The organism is Saccharomonospora cyanea NA-134, from assembly GCF_000244975.1.
GTDB classification, from domain to species: domain Bacteria; phylum Actinomycetota; class Actinomycetes; order Mycobacteriales; family Pseudonocardiaceae; genus Saccharomonospora; species Saccharomonospora cyanea.
Map to the genome: position 1 here is coordinate 712,206 of NZ_CM001440.1, position 21,232 is coordinate 733,437.

A 21,232-nucleotide genomic window follows, 5' to 3' on the forward strand; every position below is an offset into this window, starting at 1 on the left:
TGGTTTCATGTCGGCTCGCCGTAAGGTTGGCAAGGTGAGCGTGGTCCTACTTGCCGAAGACGATCCGGCGATCGCCGAACCGCTGTCGCGCGCCCTGCGCAGGGAGGGGTACGAGGTCACGGTGGTGGCCGACGGGCCGTCGGCGCTGGAGGCCACGGCGCGGGACCGGGTCGATCTGCTCGTGCTCGACCTGGGCCTGCCGGGTATGGACGGTCTCGAGGTGTGCAGGCGGCTGCGGTCCACCGACCAGAGCCTCCCGGTGTTGATGCTGACCGCCAGGACCGACGAGGTGGACTTCGTCGTGGGGCTCGACGCGGGCGCCGACGACTACGTGGCCAAGCCGTTCCGCCTGGCCGAGCTGCTCGCGCGCATCCGTGCGCTGCTGCGTCGCCGCGCCCCCGAGGTGCTGGAGTCGGGGGGCGTGCGCATGGACGTCGGCGCGAGGGTCGTCACCGTGGGCGGCAGGGAGATCGCGCTCGCCAACAAGGAGTTCGAGCTGCTGCGGGTGCTGCTCACCAGGGCGGGACAGGTCGTCAGCAGGGAGGAGATCCTCTCCGAGGTGTGGAACGATCTCTCCCCGGAGACCTCGAAGACGTCGAAGACGCTGGACATGCACATGTCGTGGTTGCGCCGCAAGCTCGCGCGGGCCGCGAACGGAACGCCCCGCAGGCCGGGTGAGGAGTACATCGCCACCGTGCGCGGCGTCGGGTTCCGGTTCAACACCGACTAGGACGCACCGTGCGTCGTCGCATCCTGCTCGCGATCCTGCTGGCCGTGGCCGTGACGGGGGTCGCGCTGGGCGTTCCGCTGGGCGTCACCGGCTGGCTCCTCGTGGACAACCTCACCAGGGAGGACCTGGCGTCGAACGCGCAGCGCATCGCGGCCATCCTCGACGACCAGCTCGCGGACGGCCGCCCGCTCGACCTCGGCAACGTGCGGGTCGCGGTGCCGAAGAACGGCAACCTCACCGTGATCCGGCCCGACGCCCCGGCACTGAGGTACGGCCGGCCGCTGGGCCCGGACGTCGTCGTGGAGACCGTGCCGATCGCGCAGAACGGCACGGTGCGGCTGGCCATCCCGGCCCAGCCGATGCGCACGCAGCAGACGCAGGTCGCGGCGGCCGTCCTGCTGCTGGTGGTGCTGTCGGTGGGCACGGGCACCGTGGTGGCCACCGTGACCGCCCGACGGCTCGCCAGGCCGCTGCGCCACGTGGCCGACCGCGCGGCACGGCTGGGCAGCGGTGACTTCCGTCCCGATCCGCGCCGGTACGAGGTCGCCGAGCTGGACATGGTGGCCGACGCGCTCGACGCCTCCGCCACGGCGCTCGCCCAGCTCGTGCAGCGGGAACGGCAGCTCGTCGGCGACGTCTCCCACCAGCTCCGCAGCCGCCTCACCGCGCTGCAGCTACGCCTGGAGTCCCTCACCACGTATCCCGACGAGGAGGTCGCCGACTCGGCGCGGACCGCGCAGGAGCAGGCCGACAGGCTGGCCGCCGTGCTCGACGACCTGCTCGCCGCCGCCCGCGCGGCGAGTGAGGTGGGCGCCGAACCCATCGACCTGCCCGTGCTGCTCGGTGAGGTCACCGACGAGTGGCGGCCCGTGTTGAAACGCCACAACCGTTCCCTGCGGTTGCGGGTCGGGGAGGGGCTGTGGGCGCGGGCCACGCCGGGGCGGCTGCGCGAGATCCTGGGCGTGTTGCTCGACAACTCCGTCAAGCACGGTGCGGGCACCGTCGTGGTGACCGCACGCAAGGGCGACAACGACCGGACCGTGGTGGTGCAGGTGTCGGACGCGGGCACCGGCATCCCCGACGACCTCGCCTCCCACGTGTTCGAGCGGGGTTTCTCAGGCAGCGGCTCGACCGGGGTGGGGCTCGCGCTGGCGCGTGCGCTCGCCGAGGCGGACGGGGGCAGGCTCGAACTCTCGGTGAAGCAGCCGGCCACGTTCAGCCTGTTCCTCCGGGTGCCGAGGACCAGTGACGTGGCCGAGGCGAACTGGCCTGTGGAGCGGGTGCCGCGCTAGCGACGTGAGCCCGCGGTGGCGGTGTCGTCGGCGGAGACGTCACGCCGGTTGCGGCCGAGCTCGTCGGGGAAGACCCACCGGCGCAGTCCCCAGAACCGGAACGCCATCGCCAGCAGCATGCCGATGATCGATCCGCTGGCGAAGTCCGCGACCTCCTGAACGAACCGCGAGACGTGCGGCACCTCCAGGTTGAACACGTAGCGCGACATGTACAGCGGGACGAGGTTGATGGCCACGGCCACGCCGCTGACCAGGAAGAACAGGGTCGCTTCGTGAGCGCGTTCCCGGCCTCCCCTGGTGCGGAAGGACCACTCGCGGTTCAGGACGTACGACACGATGGTGGCGACCATGATCGCGATGGCCTTGGCCGTGGTGGGCTTCGTCGACAGGATCGTGAGCTTCAGCAGGTACCAGATGCCGTTGTCGACGACGAACGTCGTGCCGCCGACCACCGCGAACTTGAGCAGCTCCCGGTGCTTGACCAGCAGCGCACGCAGTGGTGCGGGTACCCGGGCGAGAATGGTTCCGACGACGGCCACGCCGCGAAGTCTACGCAGATCGACGTGGTCGAACGCGGCGCCCGAGACGGCGGCGACGCCGTTCTCGCAGCAACGAACCGATCGGTGACCGTGCGTGCTCCTCGTCGGGAACGCTGAGCGTCGTGGAGACGGGCGCGGTGGTGGGCCCGGCTGTGGTGGGTGCGGGTTCCGCCGGGTCGGCCTCGTCCGTGCCGGTGGCGGGTCGCTCGTGTTCGGGCTCGGGCGGCAGTGACACGAGTTCGACGGTGTCCGACGCGGTGTCGTCGCCGATCGTGGCGGTGACCGTCACCGTGTCCGTCCCGGTGGTGAAGGGGATGCGCGCCCAGAGATACGCGGTGTCGCCAGGGTCGAGCGGCGAGGGGGAGACACAGTGCGGCGTCCGGCGCTCCCGGTCGCACTTCAGGCGGTGGGTGTGCAGTACCCGTCCGGGCGCGTCGAGGGACACCGACGCCTCGGCCGCGCGTACTCCGTCGCTACGCATCTCGACACGCACGAACCTGCCCACCGAGCTGACGTCGAGGTCGACCACGTCCTGCCGGACGGTGATCGGGACGGTGAAGTGCGCGGGGCTCGCTCCGGTGGCGGTCACCCGCCCGCTGGCGGTACCCGAACCGGCCTCGGGGGAGGCCGCCACGCGGAAGCGCAGCACCTCGGCCTCGTCCGGACCGAGTTCGCCGGGGACGGTGCAGACCACGGTGTCCTCACCCGCGGGGCAGGGCACGGGGGAGGCCGCCCGGGCCCGGGCCTCGGCGTCCCCCGCCTCGTCGTCGGCCTGCGCGACGGCCGAGACCCCGGCGGGAAGGGTCAACTCCACGGCGGCGTGCTCCGCCGCGACATCGCCGTCGTTGCGCACGGTGACGTCGAGATCGGTGGCCTCGCCTCCCGCGTCCACCGTGAGGCCGTCGTGCGGAGCGGACGCCGAGACCTGCGGGCGTGGCACCGTTTGGGGCGGAGGAGCGACCCCGGCGTCGTCGCCGGGCGCGGGGTCCGGTTCCGGCTCGGCCGGTGGTTCGGTGGTCGGCGGGACGGGCCGGGGCTCGACCGGCGTCGCCGGGTTCGCCGGAGTCGGCGGGGGCAGTGGCGGCGGGGGCAGTGGGGGCAGCGACGGCTGGTAGGAATCCGGCCTCGGCTCCGGGGCGGGCAGCGGAGGCAACGACGGTTGGCTGGGCGGCCCCTCCGTGGTCGGCGACGGCGTGACGGGCGCGGACACCGAGGGCTGTCGCGGCTGCTCCGCCTGGCTGCGGTGAGCCACGGGGGTGCTGTTCACACCGCCCGCGGCCAACGCGACGGCGACGGCGGTGGCGAGTGCGACTCCCGACACGGCGACGCCGAGGAACTGCCGCGGGCCCGTCTCCACCGTGCTCGCACCCACCGTGGACGTGGTGCCGGTCGCCGCCGCGGCGGGAGCGGCCCGGCCGCCCGCGAGGTAGCCGAGGGTGGCGCCGCCGAGCACGAGGAACGCCACCACACCGCGCAGGGAGGCGTTGACGTCGGCGAGTTCGTCGGCCAACGCCCGGCAGCGGGCACAGTGGTCGAGGTGCTGCTCCACCTGAGCGCGTTCCCGCAGCGAGAGACCGTCGCGGGTCCACGCGCCGAGCTTGCCCGCCGTCGCCCGGCACCGGGGCGACGACGTCTCCGCCAGGTGGGCCTGGAGGTACTCCTGCCGCAGCCCCGCGCGGGCGCGGTAGGCCAGCGCCGCCACGGCGTTCGGTGACATGCCCAGCAGCGGCGCGACCTCGGAGACCGGCTGCTGTTCGATCACCGTGTGCCACAGCACGGTCTGCCAGCGTTCGGGCAATCGCTGGAACGCGCGCGCCACCAGGCTGCGTTCGAGTTCCTCCACCGCCGGATCGGTGAACTCCGACACGGTGCCACGGCCCACCGACCCGATGTCGCCGGTCGGGCGCACGCGGCCTGCGGCCCGCGCCCGGCTGTAGGCGGTGTGCCGCACCGTGGTCAGCAGGTAGGCGCGGAAGGCGTGGTCGGGACCCTTGCCGTCGCGCAGTGCGTCGAGCACCTTCGCGAACGACTCCGACACCACGTCGTCGGCGTCGGCGGTGGCTGGGCACAGTTGCCGTGCCAGGCGCACGGCGGCTCCGACGTGGCGTTCGTAGAGCGCGCCGTACTCCTCGATCCGGCCCGCGCGGACCGACGCGATGAGGTCGGCGTCGCTGCGGTCGTGCGGACCCGCGGAGTCGGTGGTCACGCTGTCCTCCCTGCTGGGCGAAGAATCGTGAGGGCGGGTGCGGTCAGTGTGCCGACTCGCCCCCGGGCAGCATGCCTCGGGGCGCGCTGTGTGGGGACAACGACACCTGCTGTCACTCCATCGGAGGACACGACTCGGGGTGGGGGCCGGAGCGGGGCCCTCCGCCTTCCCAGGCCCTTTCGTGATTACCTTGTTGCCGTGAGGCAGTCGATGTGTGACAAGTGGTGACGCGCCCGATGTCCACCACAACCACCGGTCCCGAGGCCCGTGCCGACGAGGGGCCCCGGCTTTCGCTGAGGGCGTCCCTCGGCAGGCTCTCGGTCCGCCCGCGCTCGGTGGCCCTGTTGACGGTGCTGCCCGTGCTGGCCCTGGTCGCGGGCGTGCTCGGCTGGCTGCTGGACTGGCGGCTGGGCGTCGACAGCGCCGTCTACCGGGCGGGTGCGCTGACGTTGTTGCAGGGCGACCCCCTGTACGCGGGGAACACCCTCGGTTCCGAGCCGTGGTGGGCGTTGTTGCCCTTCACCTACCCGCCCGCCGCGGCCCTGCTGTTCGCGCCCCTGGCGTTCTTCCCCGTGCAGGTCGCGTGGGGCGTGGTCGCCGCGGTCTCGTTCCTCGTCCTCGCGCTGGTGATCCGCGTGACGATCGCGTCGCTGCCGCGGTCGGCAGGTGACCTGCCGCGCTGGGCCTCTCCCGCCCGAGCCACGCTGATCTTCACGATCGTCTTCTTCGGGCTGGAGCCCGTGTGGCGCACGATCTTCCTCGGCCAGATCAACATCATTCTCATGGCGCTGGTCGTGCTGGACGTGCTCGTACTGTGCCGCCGGGACAGCCGATGGGGCGGGGTGCTCGTCGGCATCGCCGCCGCCGTCAAGCTCACGCCGTTGATCTTCATCCCGCACCTGCTGTTCACCGGTCGGAAGTGGGACGCCGCGAGGGCGCTCGGCACGTTCGCCGGGTTGCAGGCGCTGATGTTCGTCATCGCGCCGTCCGACGCGGTGCGGTTCTGGACCCACACGGTGTTCAACCAGGGGCGGATCGGACCGATGCACTGGGCGGGCAACCAGTCGCTGAACGGCCTGCTGAACCGCGTCACCGACCTCGCGCCGTGGGCGTCGACGGTGGCACTGGGCATCGGCGCGCTGCTGGCGCCGTTCGCGATCTGGGCCATGCTGCGTTTCCACCGCCGTGGGCAGCACCTCTACGCCCTGTTGGTGACGGCGTTCTACGCGCTGCTGGTCTCGCCCGTGTCGTGGTCGCACCACTGGGTGTGGGCGGTACCGCTCATCGTCGTGCTCGTGGCGCGGCTCCCGGAGACGACCCCCGCCACGGCGTGGCGCCGCTGGGTGCTGGCGAGCTCGGTGATCGTCGTGTTCGTCAGTTGCGTGTTGCTGGTGCTGCCCAACGGTCGCAACCTCGAACTGCACTGGGAGGTCTGGCAGTTCGTCCTCGGCAGCGCGTACCTGCTGGTGCCCGTGGCGCTGGTGGTCGCTCTGGGTGTCCGCTGGCTGACACGCCGCAGGCGCGCCGCCGCGGTGGCGGACACGGGCGGCGGGCCGACCCGGGCGGAGGAAAGCCGCCGCGTGGGCGCCCCTTAGTCTGGAGCCACCATGGACACCCGAACAGGACTGCCCGTCGTAGGCATGGTGGGTGGCGGCCAGCTCGCCCGGATGACTCACCAGGCTGCCATTTCCCTCGGTCTGTCGTTGCGCGTACTCGCGGTGAGCGAGAACGACTCGGCCGCTCTCGTGGCGGGTGACGTCGTGCCCGGCCACCACACCGACCTGGAGGCCCTGCGTTCCTTCGCTCGCAGCGTCGACGTGGTGACGTTCGACCACGAGCATGTCCCCGGCGAGCACCTGCGGACCCTGGAGTCGGAGGGTGTCGCGCTCCGGCCGGGCCCGTCGGCGCTCGCGTTCGCCCAGAACAAGCTGCTCATGCGCGAGCGAATCGCCGCCCTCGGCCTTCCGGGGCCTGCGTTCGCCGAGGTCACCGGCGTCGAGGACGTGTGCAAGTTCGGCGAGTCGCAGTCGTGGCCCGTGGTGCTCAAGGCCGCGAGCGGCGGCTACGACGGCCGTGGCGTGTGGCTGGTCGACTCCCCGGACGCGGCGAACTCGCTCGTGCCCGAACTGCTGGACGCGGGCACGCCGCTGCTCGTGGAGCAGAAGGTCGAGATGCGGCGGGAGTTGTCGGCGCTGGTGGCCCGCTCGCCGTTCGGGCAGGGTTCGGCGTGGCCGGTGGTGGAGACCGTGCAGCGGGACGGCATCAACACCGAGGTGCTGGCGCCCGCGCCGGGGCTCACCGAGGAGAGGACCCACCAGGCGCAGGAACTGGCGCTGCGCATCGCCGAGGAACTCGGCGTCGTGGGTGTGCTCGCGGTGGAACTGTTCGAGACCGACACCGGCCTGCTCGTCAACGAGCTCGCCATGCGCCCGCACAACTCCGGCCACTGGACGATGGACGGCTCCCACACCTCGCAGTTCGAGCAGCACGTGCGTGCCGTGCTCGACTACCCGCTCGGGGTCACGGAACTGCTCTCGCCCACGGTGATGGCCAACGTCCTCGGTGCGCCGGAGACACCGGAGACGAGCCCGGACGAGCGGCTGCACCACCTCTTCGCCCGGTTCCCCGACGTGCGGGTCCACCTGTACGGCAAGGGTGAGCGGCCCGGACGCAAACTCGGCCACGTCAACGTCCTCGGGCCCGTCACCGGCGAGACCCGGCAACGGGCCCGGCTGGCCGCGCACTGGTTGTCGCACGCCGAATGGCTCGACGGCTACCGGGTGCACTGACGCCCGGCCGGATGCTCTGCCGTTCCTGACGTATCCGTGTCCCGTCCCAGCAGCAGAAGGAGCACCACGTGACCACGCCTGCCGTCGGCCTCATCATGGGCAGCGACTCCGACTGGCCGGTGCTGGAGGCCGCCGCGACGGCGCTCGACGAGTTCGACGTGCCCTACGAGGTCGGGGTCTACTCCGCACACCGCACGCCCCAGCGAATGCTGGACTACGCGCGCTCCGCCGCGGGCCGCGGTCTGCGCGTGGTCATCGCGGGCGCTGGTGGGGCGGCCCACCTTCCCGGCATGGTCGCGGCCGCCACCCCGCTGCCCGTGATCGGCGTCCCGGTGCCGCTGAAGCATCTCGACGGCCTCGACTCGCTGCTGTCGATCGTGCAGATGCCCGCGGGTGTCCCCGTCGCCACCGTGTCGGTGGGCGGCGCGCGCAACGCGGGTCTGTTGGCGGTGCGGATGCTCGCCGCTTCCGACACCGCGTTGCGCGAGCGGATGGAGCGCTTCCAGGCCGACCTCGAAGCGCTCGTGCTCGACAAGGACGCCGCGTTGCGGCAGCGGGTCGCGCAACGCCGGTGACCCGTCAGGCGTTGGTGCCCGCGTCGACGAGCAGCGTCGTGCCGGTGACGTTGCGGCCGCCCTCTCCGGCCAGGTAGGCCACGGCGGCGGCGATGTCGTCGACGTGGTTGTACCGGCCGAGTGCCGTGCCCGTCCGCTGGGCCTCGGCTCCGGGGCCGTCGGCGGGGTTCATGTCGGTGTCGGTGGAACCCGGCGCCACGATGTTGGCGGTGATGCCACGCGGGCCGAGGTCGCGGGCGAGCCCCTTCGTCATGCCGATCAGGGCCGCCTTGCTGGCCGAGTAGAGAGTCATTCCCGGTCCGGGCACATGCGTGGCGAGGTTGCTGCCGATCGAGATGATGCGACCGCCGGAGGGCAGGTGGCGCGCCGCCGCCTGTGAGGCGAGCAGGACCGCGCGCACGTTGACGGTCAGCGTCCGGTCGATGTCGTCGAGGGACAGTTCGGACAGTGGTCCGGCCAGGAGGATGCCGGCGTTGTTGACGAGGACGTCGAGCCCGCCCAGTTCCTGGGCGGTGCGGTCCACGGCGGCCACCACCGCGTCGGCGTCGGCACTGTCGGCCTCGATCGCCACACCCCGGCGCCCGAGTCCCTCGATCTCGGCGACCACCTCCTTGGCGCGGTCGGGGTTGCTGACGTAGGTGATGGCTACGTCCATGCCGTCGCGTGCCAGCCGCAGTGCGACCGCGGCGCCGATGCCCCTGCTGCCTCCGGTGACGAGAGCGATCCGCTTGGCGCTCATGGGTTCCTTCCGTCGGTTCATTTTGTATTGATCAGTACACTACCAGTGTGTGCGGGCCGTGCGGGCTGTCATGCGTGGGTGTTGTGGACCAGGGGTGAGGAGTGCGAGGCCGGACACCACGCTCACCGTGGAACGTGGCTGGTCACCGGAGCGGGTCGAGCGACGGTGGAGCGAGGTGCTCGCGGGGGAGTTGGTGACGGGACACCGCAAGCAGCCGACGTAAACCGGTTGCCCGGGCTCCTAGGGTCGGTACTGTGATCACGAATGACACGGCCGTGAACCAGCCGGAGATCCGTGAGGTGGCGGTCGACTCGGTCGAGGCCTCGACCCTGCTGCGGGTGTACTTCGACGACGTCGCGAGCCGCTACTACGGCCGCCCGGCCACCGAGGCGGAACTCGACGCCGCGATGGCGGAGGACCCCAGTGACGCACTCCGCCCACCGCACGGTGTGTTCCTCCTGGCCTGGCACGGCGACGAGCCGGTCGGGTGTGTCGGGCTGGCGCCACTGACCGACGGCGTCCTCGAACTGGGGCGCATGTTCGTGCTTCCTTCGGCCCGCGGCCGTGGCCTGGGGACTCGCCTGTTGGTCGCCGCCGAGGAGGCCGCCCGCGACCGGGGCGCGACCGCGATCCGGTTGAACACCCGCCACGACCTGGTGGAGGCGCAGGCGCTGTACCGGGCGCACGGCTACGCGGAGATCGGTGCCTACACCGACGCGCCCTACGCCGAGGTGTTCTTCGAGAAGCGCCTGCGCTGACGACGGATCAGGCGAGGTCGACCGTGACGCGCTCGGCGTCACGGTGGGCCTGTGTGCGCGCCGGGTCCGGGTTCGTCACCTGCACCACGTGCGCCCCGACCGCGATCGGCGCCAGAAGCGCGTCCACCACGCCGTCCGGGAGGGTCCAGACGCGGGTGGACAGCACGCGGTCGCCTTCGCCGATCCCCAGCACGGCGGCGCGCTCACGCACGAGGTTCGAAAGGTCGTCGATGGTCGTGCCGAGCAGCGCGGGGGTGTCGCCGTCGACGGGGAGCACGGGGGAGAAGTCGTCACCGCAGGTGCGCGCCTCCGTCAGGTAGTCGAACGCGCCGTCGGGTGCCGCCGTGGTGAGGCCCCGGCCGAGGGGGTCCAGCGCCACGACCGCCGTCGAACGGGCCGCGCTGCCGTCGGCGTCGGGGCCGACGAAGGCGACCACGGCCTCGGCCGGGTCCGCCACCACGTGGGCGCCGCACCACCACGCGCCGAGCAGCACGCCCGCGGTCTGCCAGTGGGCCGGCAGGTCGACGGCGACCTCGTCGCCGGGCTCGACGTCGAACTCCTCCACGAGCCAGTTGGCGGTCTTGGCCGCCCAGTTGGCCAGCGTGGCGACCGAGAGTTCGATCCGGCTGCCGTCGGCGTCGTCGTAGTGGGTGATGACGGGCCGACCCGCCGACGCCGACAACAAGGGCCGCAGGAGGTGCTCGGTGAGGCTCATACGCCCAAACTAACGCCCCGCGCGACCCGGCCCGCACCGTGCCCGCAGCCTGTGCACGCGTGTCCGCAGTTCAGGTACACCGTGGCGGCGGTGCGGGACGACACGTGCGCGAGGACCGCGGACACGGCGGTCAGTTCACACACGGCACGCTGTCGGTCGTGATCTCCTCGTCCCCGGCCTGGAGGGCCTGCGGAGCGGAACCGCCGCCGGACGGCTCCTTCGCCGGTGGCTCGTCCTCCGACACGGCACCGGCCACGAACCTCCGCACCTCCTCCACGTCGACCTGCACGATGCTCTGCTCGCCGTCGGGGCTCCACGCGGCGATGTCGACGACGGGGATCGTCACGAACGAGAAATCACCCGAGGCGATGCCGCGCGTCTGCTGCGCGAACTTCAACAGGTCCAGATCGGAGTCGAGCACCAGGGATTTCCGCAGCGTGTCGGCGAGTTTCTCCATCCGGTCGGTGTCGGTGAGCGTGCCCGCCGACAGCACCTTGTTGAGCGCCGAAGCGAGGAACGCCTGCTGTCGCTGGATGCGGTCCAGGTCGCCGCGGGGCAGGTTCTTGCGCTGCCGCACGAACGCCAGGGCCTCCCCGCCGGACACGGTCTGCACGCCCGCCGCGAAGTCGGCACCGGAGTCGGGGTCGGACGTGGCGTTGTTGAGGCACACCTTCACGCCGCCGAGTGTCTCGGTGAGCAGGTAGAAGCCCAGCAGGTTCACCTCGGCGTAGTGGTCGATGCGGACCTGGGTGAACTTCTGCACCGTGCGTACCAGCGCTGTACGTCCCGCCTGGTCGGATTCACGTTCCAGTTCGGAGCGGTCGGTGACGCCCTCGGCGCGCAACCCGCCCTCGGCCTTGTACTTGGCCTGCCCGTACACCGAGTTGATCTTCGCGGATTCGCCGCCCGGCACCGTCACCCAGGTGTCGCGCGGGATGGAGATGCCCGTCGGTGAGGAGCCGTCGTGCGGAATGCGGAGGATGATCAGCGTGTCGGTGCTGATCCCCGGATTGCTCTCGGTACGCAACTGCCTGAGCACGTGCGCCGGGAGGGGATTGCCCTCCATGTCGGTGCGGGAGTCCGTGCCCACGAGGAGGATGTCGGTGGCCCCGTCGTCCTCGGGGGGCGGTGGTTCGTCGTCCGGGGCGTCGGCGTTCACGCGTAGCGCGTCGGTGGTGGTGACGTTGTCCTGAAGCGCGTCGAGCGTCGAGTAGGCGTAGCCCGTCACGCCCAGAGCGACCACCGACAGCAGAGCGACGGCGGAGCGCACGGCGGCCCTGACGGCCCTGCGCCCCCGCCGCCGAGACGCTACTTCCCGCGCCGTCTCGGCACCGCTGTGGACGCGCTCGGACGGCTCCACGGCCGTGTCCGCCTCGTCGTCTCCGCGGGTGTCCGGTTCGTGCCCTTCGCCGGTCGGCTCGTCGGCGCTGTCCGGCTCGTCCTCCCGATGCCCGGAAGCCCCCTCGACCGCGTCCGCGTCGTCGGCGGGACGCGCTTCACCCTCGTCCACGGTGGCTCCCCTCCACCCGCGTGCCGGTTACCAGCGAGTCAGCTTAGTGGATGCAGGGCACGCCACCTGCCGTGATCGGCTCGTCCTCGGCCGTCTCGATCGACTCGGCATCGGTCTGCTGCCGAGCGGGGGCGTTGGTCAGCAACCGCTCCACCTGGCTGGAATCCGCCATGACCTGGTTCGTGGACTCGGGCAGGGTGAAGTCGGTGCCGAGGTGCACCGCGAGTGTGCCCGCGGGCAACTGCGGGTCGAGGACGACGGCGAGGTTCCCGCCGAGTGCCTGGCGCAGGAGCTCGCCGCCCGCCTGCTCGCCCTGGGCGTGGTAGATCACCGTGGAGCTCAGCGGGTCCATCGACGCGTAGCTGTCCCCGCCGAAGCCCTGCCCGGCCAGCAGCGACCGGGTGGCGTCGCCCACGGCGGGATCGCCCGTGCCGTTGTAGATGTCGACGGCGTAGGCCTCGGCGCCCGGCACCTTCTCCGGCGCGTCCATGCGCGGGTCGCCCTCGGGCTCCTGCGGGATGAGTTCGTCGACGAACGCCTGAACCTGCGCCGGGTCGACCTCCAGGACGGCGGCGCCGTTGATCCTGGCGTCGCCCACGATGGGGATCGTGCGGAACTCGATGTTGCCGCCGGTCAGTCCGCGCATCTGGTTGGCGAACTCCAGCAGGTCCCAGTCCTCGGAGAGGACGACCGACTTCTGTACGGCCTCGATGACGTCCGCGAGACGCGTCGGACTCAACAGGATGTCGCTGGAGAGCATCTTGCGGGCCAGCCCGGACAAGAACGCCTGTTGCCGCTGGATTCGGCCGAGGTCACCGCCCGGCACGCCGATCCGCTGTCGCACGAACGCGAGCGCGTCCACGCCCTCGATGGTCTGCACCCCGGCGGGGAGGTCGATGCCGGACTTCGCTTCCTTGACCGGCTCCTTGAGGCATACCTGAACGCCTTCGACGGCTTTGGTGATCTCGTAGAAGCTCGCCAGGTTCACCTCGGCGTACCGGTCGATCATGCCGGGCCTGCCGATGAGGTTCTCGATGGTGGCGATGAGGTTCTTGCGGCCCGCGACCTTGGCCTGCTCCTGGACGACCTTGTCGTCGGTCTCCCCCTGCGCGACCAACGTGTTGGCCGTCTCGTTGTAGGCGAAGGCGAACGCGCTGTTGATCCGGCTGTTGCCGTAGCCGCCCGCGATCTCGACATACGAGTCGCGGGGGAACGAGATGGCGGTGGCGCTCGTGCCGTCCTGAGGGATGTGCACGAGGATCATCGTGTCGGTCTGCTTGTCGCCCTGCTCGACACCGGCGTGGAGCTTGGCGAGCACTTCCGGCGGCAGCGGATTGCCCTGCGCGTCGGTGCGGCTGTCGATGCCGACGAGGAGGATGTCGACGGCGCCGTCGAGGGGTGGGGCGCCGTCCTCCTTGTCGTCGAACAGGTCCGTGGTGGTCAGGTTGGACTGCGCCGAACTCAGGACCTGCCACCCGTAGAAGGTGAGTGACAGCACCGTCACGGACAGGAGTGACACGAAGGTTCGCCACCCGGCCAGTCCGATGGTGCCGAGCCGGGACCTGCGTGCTCCCGGTGCATCGACCTGCTCCCGTGCACCGTCGGTCACGTGCTGCTCCTCCCCAGTGATGTGATCCGGCGCCAGGTTACTGTCGCCTCCGGCATCAAGACGCGTTCGAGATCGAAAACGTTGCTTTGCTGTTGTGTTCGGTCGCGCTGAGTTCGCTCGCGTCGCGTTCGGTTGTCTTCGGTCGCGCGGCCCGCGCATGGCACACTGCGGATCGGAGCACGTTTACGGGAGGACGCGATGCGAGTACTGGTCACCGGTGGCGCGGGATTCATCGGGTCGCACTATGTGCGGCAGGCCCTTTCCGGGGAGTACGCAGCGTTGCGTGACGCGGAGATCGTCGTCCTCGACAAGCTGACGTACGCGGGCAGTAGGAGCAACCTCGACCCCGTGGCGGACAGTCCGAGGTTGCGGTTCGTCCGGGGTGACATCTGCGATCCCGCCGTGGTCGTCGAGGCCATGGCAGGTGTGGACCTCGTGGTGCACTTCGCCGCCGAGTCGCATGTGGACCGTTCGATCCTCGGTGCGGCGGACTTCGTGCTCACCAACGTGCTCGGCACCCAGACGTTGTTGCAGGCCGCGCTGGACGCGGGCGTCGGCAGGTTCGTGCACGTGTCGACGGACGAGGTGTACGGCTCGATCGAGCGGGGCTCGTGGTCGGAGGACCACGTGCTGGAGCCGAACTCGCCGTACTCGGCGTCGAAGGCGTCGTCGGATCTCGTCGCGCGTTCGTTCCACCGCACCTACGGCCTGCCGGTGTGCATCACTCGGTGCTCGAACAACTACGGTCCGTACCAGTTCCCGGAGAAGGTCATCCCGCTGTTCGTCACGAACCTGCTCGACGGCAAGTCCGTTCCCCTCTACGGCGACGGTCTCAACGTTCGTGACTGGCTGCATGTGGATGATCACTGCCGGGGTATCCAGCTCGTGGCCGAAGGCGGCCGTCCCGGCGAGATCTACAACATCGGGGGCGGCACCGAACTGACCAACCGGGAACTGACCGAGCGGTTGCTCGCCGCCGTGGGCGTCGGCTGGGAGATGGTGGAGCGGGTCGAGGACCGCAAGGGGCACGACCGGCGGTATTCGGTGGACATCACGAAGATCAGCCGCGAGCTCGGGTACAGCCCGAAGGTGGACTTCGAGACCGGTCTCGCCGACACTGTGCGCTGGTACGCGGACAACCGGCAGTGGTGGGAGCCGCTCAAGGAACGCGCAGCCCTGGCCGCGGGGTGAGCCGCACCCGCGCGTGCCCGCGAGAGGAAGGTCAGTCGGCGCCGGTCAACCGGCCGACACGAGGCGGAGGGTGGCGATGAGTCGATCGAACGGCGCGGGCCTGGCGGTACTGGTACCGGGAGGCGGCGGGCAGCTCGGCCGCGACCTGGTCGCGGTGGGCGACGCGCTCGGCGACCGAGTAGAGGTGGTCGCTCCCTCCTCCGCCGAGCTGGACATCACGGAACCCGGGGCGGTGGTGGAGGCGGTCGCCGACCTCGCCGCCGGGGCGGCGCAGGCGGGACGGCGCGCGGTGGTGGTCAACGCCGCCGCCTACACGGCGGTGGATGCCGCGGAGGAGAACGAGGAGGCCGCTTTCGCCGTGAACGCGGACGGACCGAGGGTGCTCGCGGCCGTGTGCTCGTCGCGCGGGGTGCCGCTGGTGCACGTCTCCACCGACTACGTGTTCTCCGGCGACGCCGCACGGCCGTACGAGCCCGGCGACCCGTTGGGCCCGCGCAGCGCATACGGCCGCACGAAGGTGGCGGGTGAGGACGCCGTACTCGGTTCCGGTGCGCTCGCCTGGGTGGTGCGCACGGCGTGGTTGTACGGCGCGTCCGGCCGCAACTTCGTGAACACGATGATCGAGCTGGAGTCCACACGCGACACCTTGTCCGTTGTGGACGACCAGGTCGGAAGTCCCACGTACTCGGCCGACCTCGCGCGAGGACTGCTGGAACTGGCCGGGCGGATCGCGACGGGACAGGGCCCGAGGTCCACCGTGCTGCACTACACGAACTCGGGTGAGACCACCTGGTGCGGCCTGGCACGCGCGGTGTTCTCCGAACTCGGTGCCGATCCGCAGAGGGTGCGGCCGTGCGCGACCGAGGAATTCCCTCGGCCCGCTCCGCGTCCGACGTACTCGGTGTTGTCCACCGCGTCGTGGACCGAGGCAGGGTTGCCGTCACCACGCCCATGGCGTGACGCGCTCACGGCGTTCTTCGCCGACGTACGGGCTCAGGACTCCACCGCGCGGCGGTAGGCCGCGAGCGTGGTCTCCGCGCACCGGCGCCAGGTGAAGCCCGCCGCGTGCGCCCTACGGGTCGCCGACGCCGAGGCGGCGTGCGGCTGCGCGACAGCCTGTCGAAGTGCGTCGGCGAGCGCGTCGACATCTCCGTACGGCACCAGGTGCGCGAGGCCGCCCGACACCTCGCGCAGGGTGGGCACGTCGGTGCACACCACGGGTACGTCACACGCCATCGCTTCGAGGACGGGAAGCCCGAACCCCTCGTCGCGAGAGGGCAGCACGAGTGCCGACGCACCCGCCACAACGCGCTGCAGATCCACATCGGACAGATAGCCGACGTGTCTCGTGCGTGGGCTGTGGGGGAATCGACCGGGACCCGCGAAGACCAGGGGTGGAAGTTCCGGAGCGGATTCGTGGGCCCGCAACAGCCAGTCGAGTCCCTTGCGCGGTCCCGGAGCTCCCGCGAACAACAGGTACTCCTCAGGGAGGCCGAATTGCCGCCGTTTGTCCTCAGTGGGCGGTCGCCCGGTGAACCACCCCGCGTCGACACCGAGGGGGGTCACCTCGATCTTGGCGCGGTCGACGTCGAGGCGTTCGGCCACCGAATCCGCCACGGCGGCCGTGGGGGTACAGATCACGTCGGCCTGCGCCGCGCCGCGCCGGACCAGGTCCGGAAGCCGCCGGTCACTCGGAGCGAGCTCCTCGGGAGCGTCGAGGAACGCCAGGTCGTGGATGGTCAGCACCCGTGCGGCCCGCACGGTGCCCGGCAGGACGAAGTTGGTGCCGTGCACGACGTCCGTCAGCCCCGCGAACGCCTCGACGGGAGGGAGGTTCGACCTGAGCCAGCAGGTGCGCAGCAGCCGTGCCGCGACGGGCATCCCCCGGGCACGGACCCCGTGCGGAAGCGCCGACCGGAGTCCGCGCCACCCGCGTAGTGTGAACGCCACAGCCCGAGTGTCCACAGCAGACATGGAGGCCAGGGCCTCGGACAGCGAGGCCGTGTAGCGGCCGATGCCGGTGCGGTGCCCGAGCAGCGGTGTGCCGTCGAGCAGCACGCGCAGTCGCCTAGCCACGGCGCAGCCCCTGGCGGGCGACCTTCCGGACGCGGCCCGCCACGCGGCGGGCGAGCTCCGACGGACCGCCTTCGGTGAGGTACGACCTGACCAGTTCCAGGTCGCGGCGCACCAGCTCCACCTTGCCCAGCGGCGGAGCCGGGGCGAGGTGGTCCGCACCGGGAAGGCGGTCGGCCGCGGGGCGCGGGTCGCGGCAGAACTCCACGAGCGGTCGAAGCACGTTCGGCCACGTGAACTGCTCCGCCACGGCCGCCATGCGATCGCGGCAGGCCTGCGCGAACTCGGTGTCGTACAGGCAGCGGTCCAGCGCGTCGGCCAGTGCCCGCGGGTCTTCCGCGGGCACCACGACGCCGAGGCGTTCCTCGCGGACCAGGTCGGCGAACGCGTCGCCGTCGGTGGTGACGATCGGCAGGCCGGCCCAGAGATAGTCGAGCACCCTGGTGCGGAACGCGAACATCGTCTCGACGTGCTCGTGGTGCGTGGTGACGCCGCAGTCGGCGTCCAGCAGCCAGTTCTGCCGCTCGTCGTAGGGCACCCACTGCTCGTTGAAGAACACGTGCTTGCCGGTGAGTCCGAGGTCCTCGGCCAGCCGCCGCGTGCGCGCGGCGATGTCCATCTCGCCGACCTCGGGGTTCGGGTGCTTCATGCCGAGGAACACCAGACGCGCGTCGGGGCGGTCCTCGCTGAGGATCCCGAGGGCCCGCACGAGGGTGAGCGGGTCGAACCAGTTGTACACGCCGCCCGCCCACAGCACGACGCGGTCGTCGGCGGCGAGGCCGAGCGTGGACCGCAGCCCGGGACCCGTACGGCGGGGCGGCTCGGGGGACAGGCCGAACGGCACCACGGCCAGCAGCGACCGGGTGGTCGGGTCGGCGTCGTAGAGGCGGGGCGACAGCCTGCCGAGCGCGGTGAGATGGCCCAGCCACAGGTGCCGCTGCCGTTCGGACGCGCACAGGAAGAAGTCGCCGCGTTCCAGTTGGGCGTCGAGCACGCGGGTGACCCCGGCGAGGTCGGCCTCACGCCGGTCGTCGGGAGTGTCCTTGCCCTGTTCGAGCAGTTCGAGGTGCATGGGGTCGTAGACGTCGCAGACGACGATCTTGTGTGCGTACTCGCGTTTCAGCGAGGGTGCCAGTTCCAGGACGTGGCCCTGGAGGATCACGATGTCGGCCCACGCGACGTGCTCGACGAGATCGCGCCTCGTCGACCCGGTGACGGTGAACGGTGCCGGGGGCGGGTCGACCACCGGGTTGACACTCACCAGCCGCACGTCGTGCTCGCCCGCCAGCACGGAGGCGATGTTCCAGGCCCGGATGGCGGGCCCCGCCATCCGGCTGGTCAACGCGTCGCCGGTGATGACGCAGATCGTGCGGCGTCTGCCGAACGTGCGTTCGATGCCGAAGACCTCGGTCAGGATGTCGTGCGCGGCCAGGTAGCGCGGCAACGGGTACGCGGGTTCGAGCGCCTTGCGCAGCAGCGGCAGCAGGTCGGCGTCGGTGCGGACGCGCCTGGCCTGCTCCTCGGCCCTCGCGCGTCGCAACGACGGCAGGCGGTCCACGAACGCGTCGACGGCGAGCACGCCCGCCAGCGCACCCCGCGACACCGGGACCGGGGAGACCTCGGGCGGCCCCACGCCGGATGCCAGGTCGAGCTGTGTCGGATCGAGCTCGCCGCGCGCGGTGGCCCGCCGCACGGTCAGGGCCAGCGCCGCGGGCAGCACCGACGCCAGCGTCTCGTCGGACAGGTTCTTGTAGAGCGCGCAGAGTGCGTTGCGCTCCAGCAGGAACGTCTCCCGCCCGCTGTCGGGGCTGTCCACTGCGGACATCGTGCCGTGGTGGCGGTGGTAGGCGATCGAGCCGGGCACGTAGCGCACCCGCCAGCCGCGCAGGTTGAGCCGCCACCCGAGGTCGACGTCCTCGTAGAACATGAAGAAGTCTTCGTCGAACCCGCCCAGCTCCGCGAACACGCTCGCGCGCACGAACATGGCCGACCCGGTGGCGAACAGGACGTCCTTGGCGACGTCGTGCTCGGCTTCCGGCAGGTCGGCGATCGGGGTGTCGGCATGGCGTTTGTATCCCATGCCGAACCACGTCAGCCCGCCGTCCACGAAGTCGGCGCGCTCGCCGTCGAGGTCCAGCACCTTGCTCGCGACCGCCCCGACGGTCGGCTCCTCGCGCAGTACCTCCACGGCGGCGTCGATCCAGCGCGGATGCGGCCGGGCGTCGTTGTTGAGGAACGCCAGCACCGTGCCGTTCGCGTGGCGGGCGCCGAGGTTGCAGCCCCCCGCGAAACCGAGGTTGCGGTCGGAGGGCACGACCCACGCGGCGGGCACGGCAGCCCTGATGCGGTCGGCGTCGTCGCCGGGCGAGGCGTTGTCGACGCAGACGATCTCCAGGCGTGGATGGTCCAGTTCGGTGAGCGCGCGCAGGCACGCGATGGTGTCCTCGGCTCCCCGGTAGTTCACCACGACGACCGAGACCAGCGGAGTCGTGTTCCGTGCCGTATCCCCCTGGGCCAACAGAGCTCCTTCCCGCCCGCGCAAGACTACTGGCCTGCCCACCGGCGCCAGACGTCACCTCGGCCGAGCACACTCCGTCGCCGCACCTCCGCGCGCTGCCGCAGCGTCGCGGGCAGCCGGAGGGCGACGTCGGCCAGCACCCGGCAGCGCAGCGACGCCCGGAAGTTCGCGGCATTCGGAACCGCCCCACGCCGGACCCGCCGTAGCGGCAGCACGGCCGTCAGCGCCGTGAACCGCGCCAGTTGCCGTGCGGCCACCGTCGTGGGCGCGCACCGCAGCAACGTCAACAGCCGGTTGCGCTCGTTCCAGCGGTGGAACCGTGCGGAGCCGGGCCGGGTGCTGGCCCCGTGCCGGTGGACGACCACCGCGTCCGCCGCCACGGCGACGTCGTACCCGGCGAGCCTCAGCCGCCACGCGGTGTCGGTGTCCTCGTAGTAGCAGAAGAAGTCGGCGGGCACGCCGCCGATCGCGCGTAGCACGTCGGCTCGCAGCAGCACCGCACCGCCGCAGAAACCGAACGGGCGGCGTGGCTCGGTCAGGTCGGCGCCGTGCCCGTCGGCGGTCAGACGCACCCCGAACGACTGCACCCCACCGTCGGCGTGCCGCAGCAGCGAGCCGACGGCCCCGAGCCTCGGGCCGGCGAGCAACGCGTCCTCCAGGGCGGAGAGCCACCCCGACTCCGGCACGGCGTCGTCGTTCAACCAGGCCACCAGTGGTGTCTCCACCCGCGCGAGCGCCGCGGCCACCCCGCCCGCGTAGCCGGTGTTGCGGGGAAGCCGGAGCACCCGCGGGCGGCTGGGGTGCCGAGCCAACAGGGCCGCCGTCCCGTCGTCGGACGCGTTGTCGATCACAAGTGTTCGATGTGGACGGTCCTGCGCGGCGAGGCCGTCGAGACAGTCGGTGATGTGCTCCGCGCCGCGCCAGGTGACCACCACGACGGTGGTGGCGGGGTCCGAAGAGGTGGAAGACGTGGCTGACGTGGCTGACGTGGCGCGGGTCGGCACCGGGGCAGGATAGCCCGCGCGGCGGCGGCAGAATGGCCGCGTGCCGGAACTCGTGGTCGTCGCCGAGCAGCTGCTCGCTCCCGTGCCGGGTGGTACCGGCCGGTACACCGCGCAACTGCTGCGGGCGCTGGCCGCCACCGCGCCGCGCGGCTGGACGGTGTCCAGTGTCGTGGCCAGGCACGCGGAGGTGGAGGTCGCCAGGGTCGACGGTGTCGCGGGCCCCAGGGTGCTGCCCCTGCCGCCGAGGGTGCTCGTGGCCGCCTGGGAGGCGGGGGTACCGGGGATGTCACTGTGGCCTGGCGGTGACGCCGTGCACGCGCCCACGCCGCTGGCCCCGCCGAAGGCGCCTCGCGGGCGCTCGCTGTCGGTGACGGTGCACGACACCGTGCCCTGGTCGCATCCGGAGACCCTCACTCCCCGGGGAGTGAGCTGGCACCGGCGGATGGTCGCGAGAGCGGCGCGGCGGGCGGACACCCTCGTGGTGCCCACCGAGGCCGTCGCCCGCGACCTGGCGCGACGGGTCGCGGTGCGGGTGCCCACCCGCGTGGCCGCGCACGGCGTCACCGACCTCGGGCCGCCCACGCCCGTGCCCGGCCTGCCCGACCGCTACGTGCTGGCCGTGGGCACCGTGGAGCCGCGCAAGGGAGTGGACGTGCTGGTGGAGGCCGTGGCCGAGTTGTCGCGCTCGGGCGGGCCCGTCGACGTGGTTGACGTGCCACTGGTACTCGTGGGCCAACCCGGCTGGGGTGGTCTGGACCCCGTCCGGATCGCCGCGGGTCACGGGCTCGCCGGAAGCCGGGTCCGGATGCTCGGCAGGGTCGCCGACGGTGAGCTGGCGACCGTGTTGCGGAATGCGAGCGTCCTCGCCGTGCCGAGTCTCGCGGAGGGGTTCGGGCTGCCGGTGCTGGAGGCGATGGCGGCGGGCGTTCCCGTGGTCCACAGCGACGACCCCGCGCTGGTCGAGGTGTCGGCGGGCGCGGCGGT

19 protein-coding genes are annotated in these 21,232 nt (G+C 71.6%); 10 read left to right on the top strand and 9 right to left on the bottom strand.

Translation table 11 applies throughout. The annotated features are described in order from the left end of the window. Positions 1 to 7: 7 nt before the first annotated feature. Together SACCYDRAFT_RS03465 and SACCYDRAFT_RS03470 are read left to right on the top strand one after the other, a co-directional pair. Positions 8 to 730 (top strand): response regulator transcription factor, encoded by a 723-nt coding sequence (locus SACCYDRAFT_RS03465; RefSeq protein WP_005453629.1) that lies wholly within the window; start codon positions 8 to 10, stop codon positions 728 to 730. A gap of 8 nt (positions 731 to 738) precedes the next feature. Then, positions 739 to 2,022, top strand: coding sequence for an ATP-binding protein (locus SACCYDRAFT_RS03470; protein WP_005453630.1), 1,284 nt, complete (start codon positions 739 to 741; stop codon positions 2,020 to 2,022). Here SACCYDRAFT_RS03470 and SACCYDRAFT_RS03475 read toward each other — a convergent pair. After that, positions 2,019 to 2,561, bottom strand: a complete 543-nt coding sequence (locus tag SACCYDRAFT_RS03475) for a GtrA family protein (protein WP_005453632.1) — start codon at positions 2,559 to 2,561, stop codon at positions 2,019 to 2,021. The two genes, SACCYDRAFT_RS03470 and SACCYDRAFT_RS03475, sit on opposite strands and share 4 nt — an antisense overlap. A gap of 10 nt (positions 2,562 to 2,571) precedes the next feature. After that, the gene (locus SACCYDRAFT_RS03480; protein ID WP_005453634.1) at positions 2,572 to 4,767 is read right to left on the bottom strand and encodes a sigma-70 family RNA polymerase sigma factor; all 2,196 of its coding nucleotides are present in this window, start codon (positions 4,765 to 4,767) and stop codon (positions 2,572 to 2,574) included. 236 nt (positions 4,768 to 5,003) lie between these two features. Between SACCYDRAFT_RS03480 and SACCYDRAFT_RS03485 the strand changes: the two genes are divergently transcribed. The 3 genes from SACCYDRAFT_RS03485 to purE all read left to right on the top strand — a co-directional run bounded on the left by SACCYDRAFT_RS03485 (position 5,004) and on the right by purE (position 8,131). Continuing rightward, positions 5,004 to 6,362, top strand: coding sequence for a glycosyltransferase 87 family protein (locus SACCYDRAFT_RS03485; RefSeq protein ID WP_005453636.1), 1,359 nt, complete (start codon positions 5,004 to 5,006; stop codon positions 6,360 to 6,362). Between the two features lie 12 nt (positions 6,363 to 6,374). After that, a complete protein-coding gene (locus SACCYDRAFT_RS03490) occupies positions 6,375 to 7,556 on the top strand; it encodes a 5-(carboxyamino)imidazole ribonucleotide synthase (protein ID WP_005453638.1) in 1,182 nt (393 codons plus the stop codon). Between the two features lie 68 nt (positions 7,557 to 7,624). Then, positions 7,625 to 8,131, top strand: a complete 507-nt coding sequence (purE, locus tag SACCYDRAFT_RS03495) for a 5-(carboxyamino)imidazole ribonucleotide mutase (RefSeq protein ID WP_005453639.1) — start codon at positions 7,625 to 7,627, stop codon at positions 8,129 to 8,131. Positions 8,132 to 8,135: 4 nt separating this feature from the next. On the opposite strand, the gene SACCYDRAFT_RS03500 is transcribed toward purE, so the two are convergent. Then, positions 8,136 to 8,870, bottom strand: coding sequence for an SDR family NAD(P)-dependent oxidoreductase (locus tag SACCYDRAFT_RS03500; RefSeq protein ID WP_005453641.1), 735 nt, complete (start codon positions 8,868 to 8,870; stop codon positions 8,136 to 8,138). A 94-nt stretch (positions 8,871 to 8,964) separates the two neighbouring features. Here SACCYDRAFT_RS03500 and SACCYDRAFT_RS27155 point away from each other — a divergent pair, with 94 nt between their 5' ends. Both SACCYDRAFT_RS27155 and SACCYDRAFT_RS03505 read left to right on the top strand, forming a co-directional pair. Then, entirely contained in the window at positions 8,965 to 9,093 is a 129-nt protein-coding gene (locus SACCYDRAFT_RS27155; protein WP_269744647.1) for a hypothetical protein, read from the top strand. 31 nt (positions 9,094 to 9,124) lie between these two features. Beyond that, a complete protein-coding gene (locus tag SACCYDRAFT_RS03505; RefSeq protein ID WP_005453644.1) occupies positions 9,125 to 9,628 on the top strand; it encodes a GNAT family N-acetyltransferase in 504 nt (167 codons plus the stop codon). Positions 9,629 to 9,635: 7 nt separating this feature from the next. Here SACCYDRAFT_RS03505 and SACCYDRAFT_RS03510 read toward each other — a convergent pair whose 3' ends face one another. The 3 genes from SACCYDRAFT_RS03510 to SACCYDRAFT_RS03520 all read right to left on the bottom strand — a co-directional run bounded on the left by SACCYDRAFT_RS03510 (position 9,636) and on the right by SACCYDRAFT_RS03520 (position 13,462). After that, positions 9,636 to 10,343: a TIGR03089 family protein gene (locus SACCYDRAFT_RS03510; protein ID WP_005453646.1), complete on the bottom strand. Its 708-nt coding sequence runs from the start codon at positions 10,341 to 10,343 to the stop codon at positions 9,636 to 9,638. Positions 10,344 to 10,473: 130 nt separating this feature from the next. Beyond that, positions 10,474 to 11,853, bottom strand: a complete 1,380-nt coding sequence (locus SACCYDRAFT_RS03515) for an LCP family protein (RefSeq protein ID WP_005453647.1) — start codon at positions 11,851 to 11,853, stop codon at positions 10,474 to 10,476. 43 nt (positions 11,854 to 11,896) lie between these two features. Continuing rightward, on the bottom strand, positions 11,897 to 13,462 hold the full coding sequence (locus SACCYDRAFT_RS03520) for an LCP family protein (RefSeq protein ID WP_005453648.1): 1,566 nt from the start codon (positions 13,460 to 13,462) through the stop codon (positions 11,897 to 11,899). 198 nt (positions 13,463 to 13,660) lie between these two features. Between SACCYDRAFT_RS03520 and rfbB the strand changes: the two genes are divergently transcribed. Together rfbB and rfbD are read left to right on the top strand one after the other, a co-directional pair. Further along, complete coding sequence (gene rfbB / locus SACCYDRAFT_RS03525; protein WP_005453649.1) at positions 13,661 to 14,653, top strand: dTDP-glucose 4,6-dehydratase; 993 nt, start codon at positions 13,661 to 13,663, stop codon at positions 14,651 to 14,653. A 76-nt stretch (positions 14,654 to 14,729) separates the two neighbouring features. After that, the gene (gene rfbD, locus SACCYDRAFT_RS03530; RefSeq protein WP_005453650.1) at positions 14,730 to 15,671 is read left to right on the top strand and encodes a dTDP-4-dehydrorhamnose reductase; all 942 of its coding nucleotides are present in this window, start codon (positions 14,730 to 14,732) and stop codon (positions 15,669 to 15,671) included. On the opposite strand, the gene SACCYDRAFT_RS03535 is transcribed toward rfbD, so the two are convergent. The 3 genes from SACCYDRAFT_RS03535 to SACCYDRAFT_RS03545 are packed head-to-tail and all read right to left on the bottom strand — an operon-like array spanning position 15,647 to position 20,248. Next, positions 15,647 to 16,729, bottom strand: a complete 1,083-nt coding sequence (locus tag SACCYDRAFT_RS03535; protein WP_005453656.1) for a glycosyltransferase family 4 protein — start codon at positions 16,727 to 16,729, stop codon at positions 15,647 to 15,649. The genes rfbD and SACCYDRAFT_RS03535 overlap by 25 nt on opposite strands. After that, on the bottom strand, positions 16,722 to 19,244 hold the full coding sequence (locus tag SACCYDRAFT_RS03540; protein ID WP_005453658.1) for a glycosyltransferase: 2,523 nt from the start codon (positions 19,242 to 19,244) through the stop codon (positions 16,722 to 16,724). The genes SACCYDRAFT_RS03535 and SACCYDRAFT_RS03540 overlap by 8 nt, the downstream gene beginning before the upstream one ends. 26 nt (positions 19,245 to 19,270) lie before the next feature. Then, entirely contained in the window at positions 19,271 to 20,248 is a 978-nt protein-coding gene (locus SACCYDRAFT_RS03545; RefSeq protein ID WP_157606461.1) for a glycosyltransferase family 2 protein, read from the bottom strand. 40 nt (positions 20,249 to 20,288) lie between these two features. On the opposite strand from SACCYDRAFT_RS03545, the gene SACCYDRAFT_RS03550 reads away from it, so the two are divergent. After that, a partial coding sequence (locus SACCYDRAFT_RS03550) for a glycosyltransferase family 4 protein (RefSeq protein WP_005453660.1) occupies positions 20,289 to 21,232 on the top strand: 944 nt, incomplete at its 3' end.